The sequence below is a fragment of the Parabacteroides massiliensis genome, assembly GCF_900155425.1.
GTDB lineage: Bacteria > Bacteroidota > Bacteroidia > Bacteroidales > Tannerellaceae > Parabacteroides > Parabacteroides massiliensis.
This window is the reverse complement of sequence record NZ_LT700189.1, coordinates 609851-630076: the sequence shown is the minus strand read 5'-3', so window position 1 is coordinate 630076 and position 20226 is coordinate 609851. Positions and strand designations below refer to the sequence as shown.

The 20226-nt window shown below is 45.2% G+C and carries 14 protein-coding genes and 3 pseudogenes; 2 read left to right on the top strand and 15 right to left on the bottom strand.

The window, feature by feature from the left end:
- Positions 1–82: 82 nt before the first annotated feature.
- The 7 genes from BQ9893_RS02695 to BQ9893_RS02665 all read right to left on the bottom strand — a co-directional run bounded on the left by BQ9893_RS02695 (position 83) and on the right by BQ9893_RS02665 (position 9326).
- Positions 83–1171, bottom strand: a complete 1089-nt coding sequence (locus tag BQ9893_RS02695; protein ID WP_075964621.1) for an HU family DNA-binding protein — start codon at positions 1169–1171, stop codon at positions 83–85.
- Positions 1164–1454: an HU family DNA-binding protein gene (locus BQ9893_RS02690; protein ID WP_075965375.1), complete on the bottom strand. Its 291-nt coding sequence runs from the start codon at positions 1452–1454 to the stop codon at positions 1164–1166. The genes BQ9893_RS02695 and BQ9893_RS02690 overlap by 8 nt, the downstream gene beginning before the upstream one ends.
- An 83-nt stretch (positions 1455–1537) precedes the next feature.
- Complete coding sequence (gene rimO / locus BQ9893_RS02685; RefSeq protein WP_075964620.1) at positions 1538–2833, bottom strand: 30S ribosomal protein S12 methylthiotransferase RimO; 1296 nt, start codon at positions 2831–2833, stop codon at positions 1538–1540.
- 21 nt (positions 2834–2854) lie between these two features.
- Entirely contained in the window at positions 2855–3808 is a 954-nt protein-coding gene (gene ftsY, locus BQ9893_RS02680; RefSeq protein ID WP_075964619.1) for a signal recognition particle-docking protein FtsY, read from the bottom strand.
- An 86-nt stretch (positions 3809–3894) separates the two neighbouring features.
- Positions 3895–5034: a carboxynorspermidine decarboxylase gene (gene nspC / locus BQ9893_RS02675; RefSeq protein WP_075964618.1), complete on the bottom strand. Its 1140-nt coding sequence runs from the start codon at positions 5032–5034 to the stop codon at positions 3895–3897.
- A 44-nt stretch (positions 5035–5078) separates the two neighbouring features.
- Positions 5079–7403 (bottom strand): ATP-dependent helicase, encoded by a 2325-nt coding sequence (locus tag BQ9893_RS02670; RefSeq protein WP_075964617.1) that lies wholly within the window; start codon positions 7401–7403, stop codon positions 5079–5081.
- A 45-nt stretch (positions 7404–7448) separates the two neighbouring features.
- Positions 7449–9326 (bottom strand): glycoside hydrolase family 127 protein, encoded by a 1878-nt coding sequence (locus BQ9893_RS02665; protein WP_075965374.1) that lies wholly within the window; start codon positions 9324–9326, stop codon positions 7449–7451.
- Between the two features lie 195 nt (positions 9327–9521).
- Between BQ9893_RS02665 and BQ9893_RS22325 the strand changes: the two genes are divergently transcribed.
- On the top strand, positions 9522–9656 hold the full coding sequence (locus BQ9893_RS22325) for a hypothetical protein (RefSeq protein ID WP_262497368.1): 135 nt from the start codon (positions 9522–9524) through the stop codon (positions 9654–9656).
- Positions 9657–9768: 112 nt separating this feature from the next.
- Here the strand turns inward: BQ9893_RS22325 and dnaB are convergent, their stop codons facing one another.
- From dnaB to BQ9893_RS02640, 4 genes and pseudogenes are all read right to left on the bottom strand, one after another.
- Positions 9769–11292, bottom strand: a complete 1524-nt coding sequence (dnaB, locus tag BQ9893_RS02660) for a replicative DNA helicase (protein WP_075964616.1) — start codon at positions 11290–11292, stop codon at positions 9769–9771.
- Between the two features lie 120 nt (positions 11293–11412).
- A complete protein-coding gene (locus BQ9893_RS02655) occupies positions 11413–13401 on the bottom strand; it encodes a T9SS type A sorting domain-containing protein (protein WP_075964615.1) in 1989 nt (662 codons plus the stop codon).
- A gap of 11 nt (positions 13402–13412) precedes the next feature.
- Positions 13413–14096 carry an outer membrane beta-barrel protein gene (locus BQ9893_RS02650; RefSeq protein ID WP_167369835.1) on the bottom strand — a complete coding sequence of 228 codons (684 nt, stop codon included), beginning with the start codon at positions 14094–14096 and terminating at the stop codon, positions 13413–13415.
- 614 nt (positions 14097–14710) lie between these two features.
- A pseudogene (locus tag BQ9893_RS02640) lies at positions 14711–15484 on the bottom strand (PDDEXK nuclease domain-containing protein); the annotation flags it as partial.
- A gap of 187 nt (positions 15485–15671) precedes the next feature.
- On the opposite strand from BQ9893_RS02640, the gene BQ9893_RS02635 reads away from it, so the two are divergent.
- The gene (locus tag BQ9893_RS02635) at positions 15672–16583 is read left to right on the top strand and encodes a M48 family metalloprotease (RefSeq protein ID WP_075964612.1); all 912 of its coding nucleotides are present in this window, start codon (positions 15672–15674) and stop codon (positions 16581–16583) included.
- Between the two features lie 665 nt (positions 16584–17248).
- On the opposite strand, the pseudogene BQ9893_RS22600 reads toward BQ9893_RS02635, so the two are convergent.
- The 4 genes and pseudogenes from BQ9893_RS22600 to BQ9893_RS02625 form a co-directional block, all read right to left on the bottom strand.
- Positions 17249–17357, bottom strand: a pseudogene (locus BQ9893_RS22600) (UvrD-helicase domain-containing protein); the annotation flags it as partial.
- Positions 17358–17438: 81 nt separating this feature from the next.
- Positions 17439–17543: pseudogene (locus tag BQ9893_RS21310) on the bottom strand (glutamine amidotransferase); the annotation flags it as partial.
- Between the two features lie 108 nt (positions 17544–17651).
- On the bottom strand, positions 17652–18590 hold the full coding sequence (locus BQ9893_RS02630) for a BsuBI/PstI family type II restriction endonuclease (RefSeq protein ID WP_075964611.1): 939 nt from the start codon (positions 18588–18590) through the stop codon (positions 17652–17654).
- Between the two features lies 1 nt (position 18591).
- On the bottom strand, positions 18592–19995 hold the full coding sequence (locus BQ9893_RS02625; protein ID WP_244155038.1) for an Eco57I restriction-modification methylase domain-containing protein: 1404 nt from the start codon (positions 19993–19995) through the stop codon (positions 18592–18594).
- Positions 19996–20226 lie beyond the last annotated feature (231 nt).

Genomic DNA, 20226 nt, shown 5'->3' with positions numbered 1-20226 from the left:
GTATTCTGCACTTTTGCAGTTAAATAATACTAACCCGCACAGAACTATTTTGTTTTATTTTACTTAAAAGAGAGGGTTTTCGTTACTGTTTGCCACTCAGTATCTCAGTCTGGCGGGCAGCGGCTTTTTCGATGGAAGAACGGTCACGGCAGTCGATGCCGTACATTTCCGGTGCAGGCACCTCGATCACAGTGCCGATAGGCACGTTATTCGGATCCTTTATGACGTTTTTGTTATACTCATACAGATATACCCAGAACAATTTGCTTCCATAATATTTCAGCGAGATCAGCGTCAGGCGGCTTCCCGGCTCGATCTTGACACGGGCAATGACTTCAGGCGAAGCGGCTTCAGATTTAACAGCCGGCTTTTCCTCCGTTGTTTCGCTCACAATCCTGGCGGAATCTTCTTTGGCAAAAACGGTTGCCGTATCCGCAACGACTTCGGTCGCAACTGTTTCTCCTTTGGGAAAGACCGTATCAACCTTCAAGGTCTCTTTTTCCTTTTCGAAAAAGCACGCTCGATTCAGGTAAAGCCCGATATTGAATAGCAAAAGGAGGAATACAAACACAGAAACAACGACAATCCGCTTCGTGCGGGGTTTCTTTCGTCCCGCATCCGGGCCGGTTTCTGCCTCTTCGCTCGGACTGTCAGGTTCGGAATCCTCAGGGCGTCCGTCCACAACCGGTTCAAGGGTATCCATCCCTTCATCTTCGGGCTGCCCGGCAGGTTCTTCTTCTGAAGATACAACCGGGTCTTCTTCCGGCATCACCTCCTCGACCGATTCGTCTTCCGCCTCTTTTATTTCCGGTTCGTCCGGCACGACATCCATATCGCTAAAATCGACATTTTCCCCCAGTTCGGTCGTTTCAAAAAAAGAGAACGGCTTGTTGACAAGCTCCCGAAGCTCCTTGTCCGGCAGGAAGGAAAACTTATAGTGTCCCGGGATTACGAAACGTTCACCCGTGTTCACATGGATGCTCTCACGTTTCTCCACCGGAATGATTTTAAAAGTGCCGAGACCTTTGACCTTTACCAGCTTGTCCGTATAGACACCTTCTGATACGACCGCTATGAATTCCCTCAAAAAGCGTTCGGAACTATTCTTGTCTTTACCTGTATATTCGGCCAACAGACCGGCCAAATCCTGTATCGTCAGCCGGTTATTCATGTTCGCCTAATTCTTTAAGTTTATTCTTGACCGTCGTTCCGGATTTAAACACCGGGACGAGTTTGGGAGGAACCAAATACCGTTTGCCATTCGAAGGATTGACCGAGATCCGTTCCGCTTTCTTTTTCACTTCGAACTGGCCGAAGCCCTGCAAATATATGGTGTCGTTATCTACCAGGCGCGAACTGACGACGGAACTCAAGACAGAAAGCGTTTCAGCGACTTCCTGCGCAGTCCAACCCATACGGGAAGCAAGTTCAGTAACCAGTTCCTTATTTTTCATATCCGCATCCATTAATAGATTATGCAGCTATATTAGTTATTTTTTCGTAAACCGACAAACATCTTTGCAGTTTTTATATCAAATTAAAGTACGCTTCCATACAGGTCGAAAGCCTGTGCATCGTCAATCCGTACGTTGTAGAATATTCCGGGAATCAACGGTTTATCTTTAGATATAAGAATTTCAGGATCGACCTCCGGCGAATCGAATTCCGTACGCCCGACATAGAAATCTTCCTCTTCCCGGTCGACCATCACCTTAAATTCCTTTCCGATCTTGGAGCCGTTCACTTCGGCCGAAATTCCTTCCTGTATACGCATCAGATAGTCCAAACGGTCTTGCTTGACCTCCGGGGCGATGTCATCGGTATAATGTTTAAACGAATAAGTGCCTTCCTCATGGCTGTAAGCAAAGGCCCCCATACGTTCGAAACGGGCTTTCTTTACGAACTCGACCAGCTCTTCGAAATCCTGCTCGGTTTCCCCCGGGTGGCCGACCATCAGGGTCGTACGCAGATGAATGCCGGGGACTTCTTCCCGCATCCGGCGTATCAAGGCATACGTTTCTTCTTTCGTGATGTTGCGGCGCATTTTCTTCAACATCGGGTCGCTGATATGCTGAAGGGCGATATCCATATATTTGCAGACATTATCGCGTTCGCGCATCACCCTGAGCAGGTCATAAGGGAAATGGGACGGATAGCCATAATGCAAGCGGATCCATTCCACTCCCGGAATATCGGATATGCGTTCCACCAGCTCCGGCAAGGCCTGGCGCTTATACAAATCCAACCCGTAGTAAGTCAAATCCTGAGCGATCACCTGAAATTCTTTCACCCCCTGCTTCACCAGCAGACGGACTTCATTCTCGATCTCTTCCATCGGTACGGACTGGTAATGCCCCGTGCTGATCGGGATGGCGCAATACGAACAGGTGCGGTCGCACCCTTCGGCGATCTTCAGGTAGGCGTAGTGCCGGGGAGTCGTCAAGACGCGGTCGGCAGCCAATTCTCTGTGGTAGGATTTGCCCAAATCGTTCAGCAGCTCTTTCCAGTTGAACTTTCCATAGAAACGGTCGACTTCCGGCAACTCGTTTTCCAAGTCTTTCAGAAACCGTTCGGAAAGGCATCCCATGACAAACAGTTTGCCGATCTTCCCTTTCTTCTTGGCCTCTCCCAGATCGAGTATCATATTGATCGATTCTTCCTGGGCATCCCCGATAAAACCGCAGGTATTCACAACAACGATTTCACCGTTAATCTTATGGGGATCATGTTCGACGGTATACCCGTTCGCCACGAACTGGCGCATAAGCTGCTCCGAGTCCACCAGGTTCTTCGAACACCCCAACGTTATAATGTCTACTTTATTTTTCCTCATATTTAATGGTACAAACTTCCTTTATTCTCCGAAAAGGGAGTTTACAAATTCTTTCCGATTGAATACCTGGAGGTCCTCTATTCCTTCTCCCAAACCAATATACTTGACAGGAATACGGAAATGATCTGAAATACCGATCACAACGCCACCTTTGGCCGTACCGTCCAATTTGGTAACCGCCAACGCATTCACCTCGGTCGCGGCTGTAAACTGCTTGGCTTGTTCAAATGCGTTTTGTCCGGTAGACCCGTCCAATACCAGCAAGACTTCGTGCGGTGCGTCGGGGACCACTTTCTTCATTACGTTCTTGATCTTGGTCAGCTCGTTCATCAGGTTGATCTTGTTATGCAGGCGGCCGGCGGTGTCGATGATAACCACATCCGCCCCGTTCGCCTTTGCCGAGCTCAACGTGTCGAATGCCACCGAAGCAGGGTCGGAACCCATTTTCTGCTTCACGATAGGCACTCCCACCCGTTCGCTCCAAATCACCAATTGCTCCACGGCTGCGGCGCGGAACGTATCGGCAGCTCCCAAATATACATTCTTGCCGGCCTTCTTGAACTGATAAGCCAGTTTGCCGATCGTGGTCGTCTTGCCTACCCCGTTCACGCCTACGACCATGATGACATACGGCTTCTTGTCTTCCGGAACCGTAAACGACTCCAGATCTTCCGTATGATTTTCCGTAAGCAGGGAGGCGATCTCTTCACGCAGGATCGCTGTCAGTTCACCGGTCGTCACGTATTTGTCTCTGGCTACGCGGTCTTCGATACGGGATATGATTTTCAGCGTAGTATCTACTCCGACATCGGATGTGATCAGTACCTCTTCCAGATTATCCAGGACTTCGTCATCCACCTTGCTCTTGCCGGCAATGGCTCTGGTAATCTTAGAAAATACATTTTCTTTTGTCTTAGATAACCCCTTGTCCAGAGTCTCCTTTTTTTCCTTACTGAAAAAGCTAAAAATACCCATACCTTTATTTATTTTTGTTCTTCTTTTGAATAAGTGCGCTAAATTACTAAATAATTGACAATTGACAATTATCAATTGACAATTATTTAGTCCATTCTCGCCTTGTAGTCTTCGTAGCCGAACTCCCTGTACATCACAAGCCGGTCCTCCTTGCTCCACAAAGCCAAGGATGGATGCGGGATTCCGTTAAACATGGTTGTTTTGACAACGGTATAATGGATCATATCTTCAAAAATCAATTTATCCCCCACTTTCAAGGGTTGTTCGAAAGACCAATCGCCCATGTAATCACCACTCAGGCAACTGTTTCCTCCGATACGATAGGTCGGTTTTCCTTCCTCCGGCTCTATAGCCCCGCGAATCACCGGTTTATAGGGCATCTCCAGACAGTCCGGCATGTGGCAGGTGAAAGAGGCGTCTATAATCGCGGTCTTAATGCCATGATTCTCCACGATATCCACCACCGTCGTCAGCAGGAATCCGGTTTGCCACGCAAATGCGCTTCCCGGCTCCATGATGATTTCGAGATTCGGGTATTTGGCCTTGAACGCCTGCAACAGCCCGATCAGATGTTCCGTGTCATAGCCTTTTCGTGTCATCAGATGTCCGCCTCCCATATTCAACCATTTGATATGCGGCAGGAAACGGCCGAAACGTTTTTCCACTTCTCCCAACGTCTTTTCCAGATCATACGAACTCGATTCGCAAAGCGTATGAAAATGCAAGCCTTCGACACCATCGGGCAACCGGTCGCCCAAAAGGTCGCTGATCACTCCCATCCGGGAACCCGGCGCACAAGGATTATACAAATCCGTTTCGACATCCGAATATTCAGGATTGATGCGCAGACCGCACGAAACCCGGTTTCCGTCTGCCTGTACCATCGGGTAGAAACGCTCGAACTGCGTGAGCGAATTGAACGTCACATGGCTGCTGTATCTTAAAATATCCGGGAAATCGCCTTCCGTATAGGCCGGCGAATAGGTATGCGCCCGGCTGCCCATCTCTTCGAAAGCCAACCTGGCCTCAAACTTTGAACTTGCTGTCGAATACGGGATATATTCACGCACGATCGGAAATGCTTTCCACATGGCAAACGCCTTAAAAGCCAAGATTATATTCACCCCCGCCCTTTCCTTCACACTCTTGATCAGTGACAAATTACGGCGGAGCAACTCTTCTTCCATCACATAACAGGGAGATGGTATCATATTGAAGTCTATCATCCGGTTAGTATTTTTCTTTTTATTCTGTCGGACAAAGATATGATTTATTCGGCAACTGTCAAGCGTGCAAATTTCAGTAGCAGCTGTTTTTGGCCGAAATGAGCAAACGAAACGGTTGCTTTTGCGTTGCCGCCTTCCCCTTCAATGGCGATCACTTCACCTTCCCCGAAGCGATCGTGCCGGACTTTAGCCCCGACATGCAAGCCTGACAGATCGGATGCCGAGGCAGAAGACGGGACTGGAGATGAAGAAGCCGTTTCCATCCGTGTCAGACGTGCCTGCCGTCCGACTGCCTGAGCGACCGGAGAGACATAGGCCTCTTCTTCCATTGCTTTCGGTTGTTGGAAAGGAGAGGAAAAAGCCGGGGAACGACGAGTGGCGGCAAATGAACCACCGGCAACAGAATCTGCCGACATAGAAAGATATCGGGTATCAATATCTTTCAAGAAACGGCTGGGCGAACACATCGCGCTCTGGCCATTACGATAGCGGCTCTTGGCGTATGTCAGCACACAGTTTTCTTCCGCACGGGTGATGGCGACGTAAAAGAGGCGGCGTTCTTCTTCCACCGCTCTCGGATTGTCTTTCGACATGGCAGAGGGGAACAGGTCCTCTTCCAGCCCGACAACGAAAACATTCCGGAATTCCAGACCTTTGGCGGCATGTACCGTCATCATCGTCACCTTGTTTGCCTGTTCTTCCTTATCGTTATCCTGGTCTGTCAACAACGAAACCTCGGAGAGGAAGTCGGCGAGCGAGACATGTTCCGCCCCTTCCTCGCGGCGTATCTCGCAAAACTCGGCAATACCCTTCAACAACTCCTGCAAGTTTTCCTGCTTGCTGATTCCTTCCACCGAACGATCCTGAAACAAGACGCTGACAATACCGCTTTCCTTCACCACCGCAGAGGCGATTTCTTCGGCAGAGAGCTTGACATTCCGTTCGATAAAACCGGCGATAAGCTCCCGGAAATCACTCAGCTTCTTCGCCGTCCCACTATTGACGGGCAGTGCATATCCGATCGGGTCGTTCAGCACGGTCCACAAACTGACATTATGTTCCGTGGCGGCGGCTGTCAATTTATTCAAAGTCGTATCGCCTATCCCGCGAGCCGGATAGTTTATCACACGTTTGAGAGCCTCCTCGTCATGCGGGTTGATAATCAGGCGAAGATACGAAATGACATCCTTCACCTCTTTACGTTGGTAGAAAGACAAGCCTCCGTATATCTTATATGGGATTCCTCTTTTACGCAAAGCCTCTTCCAGAATGCGGGATTGCGCGTTTGTCCGGTACAGGATGGCAAAATCGGCATAATCATAATTCCGCATCCTCATCTCGTTAATCTTGCCCGCAACGGCATATCCCTCTTCATAATCGGAATAGGACGAACAGACGGACAACTTGCTGCCCTCTTCCTTTTCCGAATAGACGGTTTTCCTGATCTGCTTCATATTCTTGTCGATCAGGCTGTTCGCCGCATTTACGATATTTTGCGTCGAACGGTAGTTCCGTTCCAGTTTGAAAATATGGCAACCCGGATACTGGTTCTTGAATTGCAGGATATTATCGATATTGGCTCCTCGGAAAGAATAGATGCTTTGCGCATCATCTCCAACCACACAGATATGCCGGTGCACTTCGCACAAGCGTTGTACGATCAGATGCTGGGCAAAGTTCGTATCCTGGTACTCGTCCACCAGCACAAACTGAAAAAAGCTTCTGTATTTCTCCAGCACATCCGGATGATCGCGGAAGAGGATGTTCGTTTGCAGCAGCAAATCGTCGAAATCCATCGCCCCCGCTTGCAGACAACGGTTCTGGTACCGTTTATATATCTCACGCAGCAAAGGGACTTTCGAATCTATATCATGTTGCACCAACTCCTTGTTCTGCTCGTACGCCTTATAAGAGATAAGCGCATTTTTCGCATTCGAGATACGGCTCTGCACCATTCCCGGACGATACACCTTGTCGTCGAGCTGCATCTCCTTCATGATGGAACGGAGCAGGCTTTTGGAATCTGCCGCATCGTAGATGGTGAAATTGGACGGATAACCGATACGTTCCGCCTCGGAACGGAGAATACGGGAAAAGATGGAATGGAACGTCCCCATCCACAACCGCCGTGCCGTCCGTTCATCCGTCAGAGAGGCAATACGCTCTTTCATCTCGCGTGCCGCTTTATTGGTAAAAGTGAGTGCCAGAATACTTTGCGGTGGCAATCCCTGCCTTAAGAGATAAGCTATCTTGTAGGTCAGCACGCGTGTCTTTCCGGATCCGGCCCCTGCTACCACAAGCGAAGGGCCGTCGGTATAGACAACCGCTGCGCGCTGACTTTCATTCAATTGTTTCAGATATTCTTCCACGTATCTTGTATTTTTAGGGATACAAAGGTACGAATTTTTATTTATCTATTGGTTGTACGGCTTATAAGGCGAATGCATCACATTCAATGTCTTCGGCAACCACACCCGGTAACGCTGCGTTTTGTCCCACGTATTTCCTGCAGAAGCAAAATCGCATAAATGGATCTGTTTCGGGGCCCGGTTGCTTTCCAGGTCCGTCCCCAGCACCATCGGGGCGGTGAAGGCCATCCACGCAAAACCGGGGGCTTCCACAGGTGTCAACTCCACATATCCGTCTTTGCTCACGACAACAGCCGTTTCATCGACAAAACCATCCCCGAAGCGGCTGTCGCGAGCCAAGACAAGCGGACCGCGCACGATGGCCTGTGCCTGGTTGCATTCCACCAGACGGGCACGCAAATCGAGCTTGACCGTGATCCGGTCGCCCTTCTTCCACTTACGGTTCACCGACAGGTAAGCGCCCGGCAGGACACCGTCCTCCGGCTTCCCATTCACGGAGACCGTCGCGATCCGGCTCCATGCCGGGATACGCAAGGCGATGGTGAAAGCTGTCTCTTTTGCCGGATCGACCTCTATCTCGATCTGATCCGTCTGCGGATAGTCGGTCGTTTGCTTCAACCGGACCGTTTTCTTGCCCGGCAATACCAATTCCGCTTCCGAGGGAGCATAGAAATTTACCCGGACGCAATCATCCTGCACCTGATAAGCGAACCCGGGGATCATGGCAAAAGCACGCGGGCCGTTCGCATTACAACAGTTGATGTGCATGCCGCACTGCTCCTCCCCTTCGTGGCGCCACCCTTCCAGCGGACTGTATTTGGCTATCTGCGAAGCATCCGCTTTCAAAGAGGCCATCAATGCATTATAGATAGCCGTCTCCATGTAATCGGCATACAGGGAATTGCCCGTTATCTGCAACAGGCGGTTGCAAAGCTGCATCCAGGTAAAGGTCACGCACGTTTCCATCGTGTGGTAAGTCGGTTGTGTCTGCCGTTCCTTCCCGCCATACCAGCATTCGAACGCGCTGCCCGATCCGGCCACGTTGATCTCTTCGCGTACGATATGCCCGACCGTCTTTTCCACGACAGAGAGATAAAGCGGGTTGCCTGTTACCTTGTAGAGTTCGAGCAACCCCTCGTAGCAAGACATCATTTCATACGCTTTCTGTCCGTTCTCCCTCGAAAACCAGGTTTTCGGATGCGGGAAACGGTTGGCCACGGGCACATCGGCAATGGCTTTGCTGATCAACTGCGGACCGCCGGGGGTCTCCCACTGTCCGACGATATATTGGGCAAAATCAAGATAACGTTTCTCTTTCGTCCGGTTATAGAGATACATGACAGGTTCGAGGACGGACGAACTCGGCATGCCGATATAATTGCCGGTCGAGACGATATCCACCTTTCCGGGCCCGACCTGCGTCATCAGATGGTCGACCACTTTGCAAGCCGCCTCCAATGCTTTCTTATCCTCCGACAGATCATACCAGGCGATCAACCCCAATGATGTATACTTGCGTCCCCAGACATCCCACTGTTGCAACTGGTATTCCGGTGCATAATTCCCGATATAGCCGTCCGGTTGTTGTGTTGCCATAAGCGATTCGGCAGCCTTCTTTATGATCCGGTACAGTTCCGGGTCCCGGTTATAACGATAGGAAGCGATCGCTCCTTGTATCCATTTTCCCCAGAATTCGCTTTGCCAGCGCGACTGCTCGTTCTGGTGGCGGAACGGTTCGACCAGATGGTCCACATCCTGCGCTTTCACACGATGTTCGATACAATCTGCGATCCGAGTCCCTACATAACCGGATATCTTCACATGTCTGACAGGAGAGTCATTGACAACTTGCGCCATCGCTGCCGTCGAGCAGGCACAAGCCAACAGGAATGAGAAGGTCTTCACCTTAAATGGAATTATCATAAATACAAAGAATTTAAGAATTACAAAAAACAAAAATAAGGAGATAACCACAAGATTGTGTTACAAAATTGATAAAATATCTGTCATTTATGATAGGTATCCGCCTCTCCACGACACTTCGCCAATATATTTTCCCGAAAAAACAAGAATACGGTCATATTATCCGTATATTTACGAAAATTATACTTGGAAAACATGGAAGAATACATCGGTACAGTCATCAGAGTCGGAGGAATCGCAATCGGATGCGTCATGGTCCTGTTCGTGATTTGGTATACAGTCAAGGACATATTGGACATCAGCGGAAAAGATTCGTCCGATGGCAAATGAACCAATATATAAAGGAAAAGACATCCGAATTCAAAACATAGGTGTTTTGCAAACAAAGCATATATGTTTTAAGATCGAAACACCTATATTTTGAAAAGGGGATAGATAATAATTAAAACGGCACCTCATTATTCCCTGGCGCCAAGAAATCGGCTCCGGCTGGCGGTATGGGCGGCATGGCTTCCATCGGACCCGAACCGTTCATATTGGAGGAGAACTCGCGGACCGGAACGTCTTCGTCCACATTCATGAACTTGGCGAACTCGCTCTTGAAACGAAGGCGCACATCTCCGACCGCACCATTACGGTGCTTGGCGATAATGATCTCGGCCAGGCCGATCAGCGAATTGCCGCGTTCGTCTTCCGTTATCTTATAATACTCCGGACGGTGGATGAAACAAACCATATCGGCGTCTTGCTCGATCGCACCGGATTCACGCAAGTCGGCCAGCTGCGGGCGTTTCCCTTCCGCTCCCTGACGCGCCTCGACGCCACGGTTCAACTGCGACAGGGCAATGATCGGGATGTTCAGTTCTTTCGCCAGCCCTTTCAAGGATCGTGAAATGGTACTTACTTCCTGTTCACGGCTGCCGAAACTCATGCCGCTCGCATTCATCAGCTGAAGGTAGTCGATGATGATGATCTTGATCCCATGCTCACGCACCAGGCGACGGGCTTTCGTACGCAGTTCGAACACCGAAAGACTCGGCGTATCGTCTACATAAATCGGCGCATCGTACAACTCTTTTATTTTGAAGTCCAACTGTTCCCATTCATAGTTTTCCAGACGTCCGCTCTTGATCTTCTCGCCCGGAATCTCGCATACGTTCACGATCAGACGGTTCACCAACTGGACGTTACTCATTTCAAGGGAGAACAGGGCGACCGGCGTGTTAAAGTTCACCGCCATATTCTTGGCCATAGAGAGGACGAATGCCGTCTTACCCATCGCAGGACGGGCGGCAATGATGATCAGGTCGGAATTCTGCCATCCCGAAGTCATCTTGTCCAATCCTTCGAAACCGGTACGCAGACCGCTCAACCCCTCTTTTTGATTGGCCGCTTTCTCAAGCAGCACCATCGCTTCCTTGATTACGGGGTTGATCTGGGTCACGTCTTTCTTCACGTTGCGTTGGGAAATCTCAAAGAGTTTTCCTTCGGCTTCCTGCATCAGGTCTTCCACGTCGATCGTCTCGTCAAAAGCCTTGCTTTGTATCATGGCAGTGAAAGAGATCAGCTCACGCGCCAGATATTTCTGGGCGATGATACGGGCATGGTATTCGATATGGGCGCTACTGGCCACCTTTCCGGTCAGTTGGGATATATAGAACGGGCCGCCTACCTCATCCAACTCGCCGCGTTTCTTCAGTTGCTCGGTGACAGTAAGCATATCCACCGGACGCTGGCTGATCGCCAAGTCCACGATGGCGGCATAGATTTTCTCATGCGCCTTCTCATAGAAACACTCCGGTTTCAAAATCTCACTGACAATGGAATATGCATCCTTTTCAAGCATCAGAGCGCCCAGCACCGCCTCTTCCAACTCACGTGCTTGCGGTTGCAAACGCCCCATATCCGGCACTATAACCGGTTTCTGCTTCCCTTTGCCTCCTGTATTTTTTCCTTTTTCTGCCATTGTTCAAATTATTATCGGGCTTCAAAAGTAATACTTTTTATCCGGTTCTCCGAACCTTGTAAAAGAGAATCCGCGAAGTAAAAGCTGTTTTGACATCACCATTAATAACATCTCCAAAGATTAATGGGCTATCACAACCTTATGCACCTCAGGTTCCTTTCCTTCTTCCAATATAATATGAAGAAAATAATTACCTTCCGGTAAGCTTGACACATCGATTGATATTGCATTTTCCTGTACACGCAAGTTACGAACAAGCATTCCTTTAAAGTTAAATAAACGAAGTTCATACGATTTACCCAACCGATTTTGTCCGAAAGACGCAGTAGAAATTGCATTCTCGGCTAACGGCATATCTGATATATTGACATATAAAGTATGATCTACCGGATTTGGATAAGTACTCGAACGATAACCACCAATTGTCGCGGATGTCACCATTCGGGCACATTGTGTAACAACGATACATTCCACTTTGTAACTTCCTTTTGGAAGCGTCCAATAATACCCTCCAGGTCCCATATGTGAACTTTGGGAAGATCCGCCACTACCTGTCGCAACAGCATCCCATATAAATTCACGGATACCATAAATATTCGGCGTATGACAAGTCAGATTGATATAACGATCATCGGAAGTATAAGAAATGTAGGGACTGCCTGTACTGGAGGCAACTTCAATATTTTTCGAAAGTTCTAACGTTTCTCCGCTAACTTTTATTGTTGCTTGAACTTGTGCATTACCAGCGGCCTTTCCTTTAAAACTACAACTCGAACCTATATTACTACCTGCAATTTCGATTCCTCCACTGCACGACCATACAACTGTCGCTTGATTGGGCAAATCGGAAATACTATAGGTATTCAACGGATCGGACGAACAAGTTATATCCGAGCCATTGATGCTTAACTGAATCTTCGAGACCTCCACTTGTTTTTTAAATGTAAAGGGAGTATCACAGCCTTTCAATGACACCGACACATTTATTTCTTGGCTGCCTGCTTTATTAAAACGGCAAACCAACTTGTTCGAACCTTGTCCACCAACAATCTCAACACCATTACCCGAAATAGAAAACGATTGAACCCGATCATTCGGTATGTCAATGGATATATCAACATCTCGGAATTGTTCAATATTCGGAATAGTCATATCCGGTGGAAGGATCGTCGCCTTGGGAGCAGTATACCAACCGGACTGCTGAGATCCGGCTTTCAATCGAACTTTGATATCTGTACTCGTTGCACAAGGATTTTTTGCAATTGTTGCAGAATAAGTATTTCCTCCCGTTACAATCGTCCAACCGGCAGGAACATTCCATTCATAGGAGACTCCGGAAATTAAAGGGACGGTATACCTGTAAGTACTCGATTCTCCATATTTAACAGAAGAAGGATATTCTTCAAAACTAAACTGTCGCTTAATCTTTATTTCCGAATAGTTAGTCTTATCTTCTGGATAAAACGAGCTGATTCCTCGGACTTTTATCGTGCCTTCGCTGAAATAGTCGGTAGTAATCTTTATGCTTGGCTCACCACTCTCTATAATACTGCTTCCAGAACTCCATTCAGAAGGCAAACTCCATTCCAGTTTTTGAACAGAAACATTTTTCCCACCATCCTTATAGGGAAGATAAAATGCCTTTGAAAAATATATTTCAAAAGATTGTATCCCAAATGGGATCGTCGTTCCACCATCTTTGGTTAGACTGGGAGGTGTTACCCCATTATAACTCTTAATTCCTTGGTAAATTGTCATCGTTTTTTCCACTTTCGTATTACCAGCTTGCGTATAAGTTATCTCTGCATAAACGGAACCTTTTGGGGCTGTTGTACCTGTTACTTTCGGATTTTTCCAATAAACACAAACACTTCTCAAATTATTTCCCTGAATAGAACTCACATCCGAAGTTGGCGAAAAAGAACCATTCGTAACATGCCAAGTTATGAAATTGATTGTTCCATTGGTCGGCTCCATAGCAATGTAACACGTTTGTTCCGTAGGCCAAGCCAATTCCTTATGTTGTCCGTCTTCTGCGATTGTTTGTGCATGGACGGCAGATAATATTGCACAAAATCCTAATAAAATTCCTAATATTTTCGTTTTCATGATTCCAATATTTAAAAGTAATAAAACAATCCTATCGACAAACCATGCAATGATTCAAAATAATGATCGAATCGATACCGTTCATATCCTTCAATTACATGTCCATCGGATTCTATCCACTGCATATCACTCTTCATCCGGTACAAACTGTATTTATATTTCAATTCACATCCTACATGCTGAAACCGATAAGCAATACCTACTTGAGGTGATAAACCATAGCCATTATACTTTCTCCTTATCATAAAATAGTCAGTCCATTTATTTCCATCCCACTCTGTAAGATTTTTGGTGTCTCTGCTCGAATGTAAATAACCTAAGCCTATACCTCCGAATGCACTGATATTCATCCAATCAAACACGGTATAATTATATCCGAGTTCCGTTCCCCAGATACGATGCAAACAGGGAATGGCATTGTCTGAATTATAATTTTTTCGTAATTTCTTACTATTCTCCACATAAAGAGGAACCATCAGGTAAAACGAATGCCTGTCTGTAAGCCGATACTTCACCGACAATTCAAACGTCCGTTTGTCAAATGGATCTTCCGGGTCATCCGAATTATTCAGAAAGTTATAGCCACCCCCTACTCCCCATTTGCTCCAAAAACTGTTTTTATCTGCCGTCTGTCCGAAAGTTAAAGGGATGGACAGGAAAAAAATGAACAATAGCTGTAAAATCGTTTTTTTCATACTCTGCAATTTATCCATGATTAATAAAATTTCATCTATTGCCTACAAGAGAAGATTCATAGATTTCCATCAGAAAATCCTAAGGTACAAAGTAAAAACATCAACACGCTCTTCTTTCTTCCGACAAGTTGAGACTTATAATAAAAAACAAATGCTATGATGCAAATATAGGAATATTCCCTTACTACAAATCAAATAATATGAAGAAAATAAAAAAAACGGAAGAATCCCAACAAGAATTCCCTGCGAATCTTCTTTTATCAAATATCAAAAAGATAGCACTACCCCACAAAAATCGGATTAGTAAGGCTTCTATTTGAAATTACCCGCAAGGCTAATATTTTTTAACATTCAGTTTAATAGCGAAACCCCTCTTTCTCCTATCTAAATGTCAAAAGGGCAAGACACATCGTAGAGGGGTAACCGAGATCATAGATTGGATTGACGAGCGAAATTATAGCGAAATTATGGTGGGCACTTGATCTGTATACCAATCGCTGAGATTGTCGTTTTTTTAACTTCAAGCAGTCTCTGCGATTAATTTGAAATGATTTATTCAGCGAACCCTAATTAGAGGGAATAATTTGTCTTGAAAATATTACTATTTTTGTTTATCACCTGTCAGATTCTAATTCTTTCTCAATTTTTTCAATAGTAGGCAAACTACCTCGGAAATCTTTCGGTAGAGCTTGCCCTAATTCATAATCGGAAATTCCGATAGGCTTCTGAATATCACGCAAGGCATATTCTGCCTTGATGCGGTCTTTACTCTTGCAAAGCAACAGTCCGATAGTCCGGCTGTCCTCCTCTCGACAAAGAACATCATCTACGGCAGAGCAGTAGAAATTCAGTTTGCCGATATACTCCGGTATAAATTCCGTATCTTTCAATTCAATCACCAAATAGCGGTGCAGAAAGGTATTATACATCAATATGTCAATATAATAATCATCACCTGACACCTCTATGTGATACTGCCGTCCCATGAAAGCAAAGCCAGCACCCATTTCTACAAGGAATTTCTCCACATGCTTCACCAAACCGATTTCCACGTCACGCTCATTGTATTGCTCAGTGAAAGTCAGCATATCAAATATATATGGGTCTTTGAGCATTGATTTCACATCATTTGCTTCCGGTACAGGCAGGGTTTCAGTGAAATTGTTAGCCAACGCTCCATGCTTGCCATAATCATCAAGTTTGATGGCTTCTTGCAGATAGCGTGTCGTCCAGTGATTGGTAATGCTCTGGACCATATACCAATAGCGTGCACGAATATCTTTAACCTGCTTTATCAATACAAGATTGTGCGTCCAATCCAGATGCTTAATAGGGAGGGTGAAATTATATTCATCCAATTGCGAAATCAGTGATTTCGCAATTGGAGAGATTGTACATCAAATTCATACAATATTATTAGTTAATCCCTTATGAGCTATCTTCTCATCGAAAATCCTCTTTTCTGCTGTTGATCATAATTTGCTTAATAAAAACAAATGAATAAGTAATTATTCCGGATTGTACAAAATTTGTTTCTATATTTAGCCGGAAGTCAAATAATTCAATCATATACGCATGAAAACAACACTCAGAATATTCCGTATCCTTTGCAAGTTGTTGCTGTTGGCCTATGTCACAATAGTGAATTTTGTCTTTATTACGGTGTTTTACGCATTACTACTTTCAATCTTGCGTCATATATGGCCGGCATACATACCGGGGGTGTTTGACAAGGGAGTGATTCCACATTTAGTCATGACGTTGCCGTACTATCTTTTGCTGTTATTCATCCTTTATTCCATTTCTCCGGTTAACGTATGGATGCTACGTAGAAAAGAGGGATATCGTCCTCTGAACAATTCCGATCGCATGAGGCTGGAACGGTTGCTTTCGGAAATGGGGATGAATCGGAAACTGAAACTTTATCGAAACAATGACACACGGATAAATGCTACCGCATTCGGTTTCAACACGATAGGATTGACGGGCGGAATACTTGCCTTTGCTTCGGATGAGGAACTGAAGGGTGTCATCTGTCATGAAGTGGGACATATCTCCCATTACGACTTCGTCTATCGGGTACTTTTATTCTCAATGGAATCGTTCGGTTACCGCTGCCTTTATGGTATATTTCTTCTTCCAGCCTTAATATTCAGTATAATTGGCAGTATGGTGTTTGCATTAGTTCCGGCTTTGAGCTTTGTGGGTGAACTTATAGCGAAATTATGGTGGATTGTTTATAAACTGCTTCATCGGATTATCTACGGTATCAGCCGGATAGCAGACGTGAATATCAATAAATATACCGAATACCGTTGTGATACCTATGCTGTGGAATATGGCTGCGGCGAAGGATTGCTTTCTTTCCTCCGCCGGTTGAAAAGGATGGAAGAAGTTTACGGTGAACGTCCGACTTTTACCGAATACATAATGAGTACGCATCCGTCAACCGAAAAACGAATTGCACGGTTGGAGAAACAACTGTAACCTGAGCAAATCAAGCGTATGACAAGCAATTGACGCAGGTAGCCCCCCCTTATTGTAAAAAACACCTTGAAAACGGCCTTAATTCCCTCCGCGAACGGATCCTCAAACAATTTTTGCGGATCCCAAATAAGGTCTTGGGAAGGCTCTTTCCCGTGAGGTGCGCGGTTTTTTCTCCTGACGACCGTCTTCATTGCCATGACGACCGTTTTCATATAAGGTGAACCCGGCAGCTCACGGCAACGAAGACGGTCGTCATGGCAGTGAAGACGGTCGTTACGGAAACGGAATGCCGGAATCCTTGAAAATACCCTCAAATACTTTCCCATATTCCCCTACTCTCCTCCTTGTTTCTCCGAATATCCGATTCTACAGAAGTTAGGCTTTGCAGAAATGTCAGAAACTCCGGTAAAAAGATTGACAAACGGCAGGCTGTTTTCATAACCCAGGCAGACTGTTTGTATGTATGTCACGAAAAGTACCGTTCCGGCATATAAAAGTCAATCTGAAAGCATCCGTTTTTTCATTCGGAATAGAAACGAGAGGGGATATTGTAGAAAATGATATACATTACTTTGGACATGAAGTCCTGACTTCGTCACTCAAAGAATATCAATATTATAGAAGAAATACCCCTCATAACTTGCAAGTCATTGTTTCCGACAAACATTCGCTTGCTCGAAAAAACTAAGGTATTTGTATTTGTAATTCAGCACTTCGGAAAATATCTGCTCTATGCAGGTTTCGGGGTACGGTTTCTTCGCCCAGTTCAGGGATGTGAACATACTCGAAATGGGCGCCCGCAATCGTAAAGCACGGTTATTCTTCGATGTTCAGAGTTGTTGAATTTAATGTTTTTTATTCCGTTTCGGGTGCTTCCCAAACGCCTGTTTTATTCATTCGATAGCTTTTCTCTATCATTTTCGGAGAGTAAGCTTCCAAAGCATAGAGTATTTCACGGCAGATATATTTGTTCTTCTGCGTAGTTACGAAGAGCGGCAATAAAATCACGATTAAGATCGTTTTCAGCTATGTGTAAAAAAAATATTCCATATATTCAGTTTCTATTTTTTATCTCGGCCCTATAAATCTATCTCCATTAAAATGAATCATATGATCTGGATTTTCCGCTATCCAAACTTCGGTTTCCCATGCAATATCAGCCACATGTTTCTTGAACTCGGCTCTCTCAGGAAAAGCGGTAACATATACTTTCCCTGCTTTGCATTCTTTCGTGAAATCTTCCAGCTCGATTACACGTTTGGGAGATACCGGCCCATGCGAAGTAACCACTTCTATTAAGAATAGCCACTCTTTATTACTGTCATAAATGACAATATCCGGCAGTTTACTGTGTTCTGTGATTGGAATGCCAATTTCTTTTAAAAGCTCCTTGTTACAATAAAGGTCTTTATTGGCTGTATCACCAATATAAAGGACTTTTGCGCCTGCCGCAAAACGGGGTGCAAATTCATTAATGACTGCCGCTTGTACTTCATTATGCTTGCCCAGAGACAGTTTAAACTCCATACCTTCAATAGTAACCGGTATCATTTCCTTCTCACGGCCTTTCTCATACTCTTCAATCAATCGTCCTACTGCATCATTAAAGTTTTGGGCTCTTATTTCCCATTCTTGGGTATTGTATGATTTTATTGTTTCATAGGCTTCTTCTGTCAGTTTGTAATGGGCGTTTGGACTGTTCACCGGTAAAGCCGGATTATCCGGGTTATAATCTACAATACGTGCCTGCAAGAACTGATGAAGCACCTGCCGTCTGAAAGTTTCCCGTGTATTTGGGGCATACGGCTGCTCTTTTTTATAGTTTTCATTGACAAATGCCATAATATCCTTGCTTATTTTTAAGCTCTTGCGAGTGGCATCCGCCCAGCTGTCTTTCTCTTTTAATCCGCATAATGCAAGTAAAGTCAAAGCGGATATTTCATTCTGCTGTGCCGGAGGCAAGCCCAACACAGACAATATATCTTGTGCATCACTTATTTTACTCATATCACATAAAATATTTGTTTACAATCTTATTTACGTTTGCCATAGAATAATCATTCATGGCAATCAGGTCTTTTCCGATACGCTCAATGACTTCAAGGGGAGGCATGGGCATCTCCCTCAGTTCCGTAGCACTAACATTTACATTTCCATTGAATGTTCTGAAATAATTATCGAACAAATCGCTATTCAATAAGGCGGCTATCCCCATTACCTCCATACGGTTCAAGTGTCCTTTTGGACGATAGATATAGTTCAGTTTGTTTTCGATTCCTACATATGCGCAGGAAGTCATGTTCCCAAAATAAGGTGCGGCAATTAACCGGCTATTATCGTCTTTGGAACTGAAACGCCGTAGCAGGACATAGTTCTTGTTGGGTAACAAGGTGGATACAGACATTTCATTTATACGGATGAATTGGGGTTTTCCTTCCTTTACGACAGGATGATCAGCCAGCATCTTTACTACGTTATGCAACCAATATAGTGCAGCGGTCCCTTCTCCGGAGGTTTCGCATAACTGTTCCTTTGAGCGAAAAGCCACAACCGGGCCGGTGGAAATCTGGATATGATATTTGTTCAGGTTGCCATCCCATGATTTGAACAGCCTGATAATTTTCTCGTCTTCAAGGCTGACCGGCAAATGCAATATCAATTCTTTTGAGGTAATGTCAATGATTTCTTTCCGCTGTACTTCTTTGATTGCAGGGGTAGCCAAGTCGGAAAGCCCCTCACTGTATGATAAAACGACATTATAATCTGCTTTTTTTTTAGGGGAACATTTCATTATAATTGTTTCCTGAAGCACATTATCTTTGGAAAACGTATCTTTCCGGGTATTGAAAAGGTGGACAAAATTTATCTGTACATGCTTAAACAGGAAATTTCGGAACAAACGGAAATATCTTCCCGAAGTAAAACTTCTTGGGGTTATATAAATCATCTGACCTTGTTCCGCAAGCAATAAAGCTGATATAGCCATAAATATAGAGTATATATTGGGCTGTCCGTCTATAATGCATTGGGCAGCTTTCACCCGTTTGTCTTCTTTGGAAAGCTTGAAATAGGGAGGATTGGATATGATCAAATCATATTTCTGCAAATTCTCAGCCCTTTCATAAATTGTATCAGAATATAATACTGAATAATTGGATAAAATAAAGTCCTCACAATATGAACGGCAATCAATCCGGACATTATGGCGCATCCCCCATATTGTTATATATTCCAGAACTTTTTGTAATCCCGGTATAAGGTTCTCATCGGTTTCGTATGTAACCAATTCTATCCGTTTTACCTTTGATTGCAAAACCAGATTCTCAATCACGGCACATGATAATATGGCAGTTCCACATCCCGGATCTAATACGGAGACAGAATCCTTATCCGTATTTATTTGTTTACCCATAAAATAGGCGATAGATACCGGTGTGAAAAACTGACCGTTACTTTTCTTAAAGGTAGCAGTGACTGTATCAGTATATAATCTGCCTATTCTATCTGCATAGTTAGTAGGCAGCTCATTTTCATAAGGCTTTATTTCAAACCAACTTATATTCATGATTGCAAAATTAGGAAAAACCTTTGGATTCTTCTTATGAATGTATTTTTCTTTTTCTGCGGAGTCGTAATAGATTGC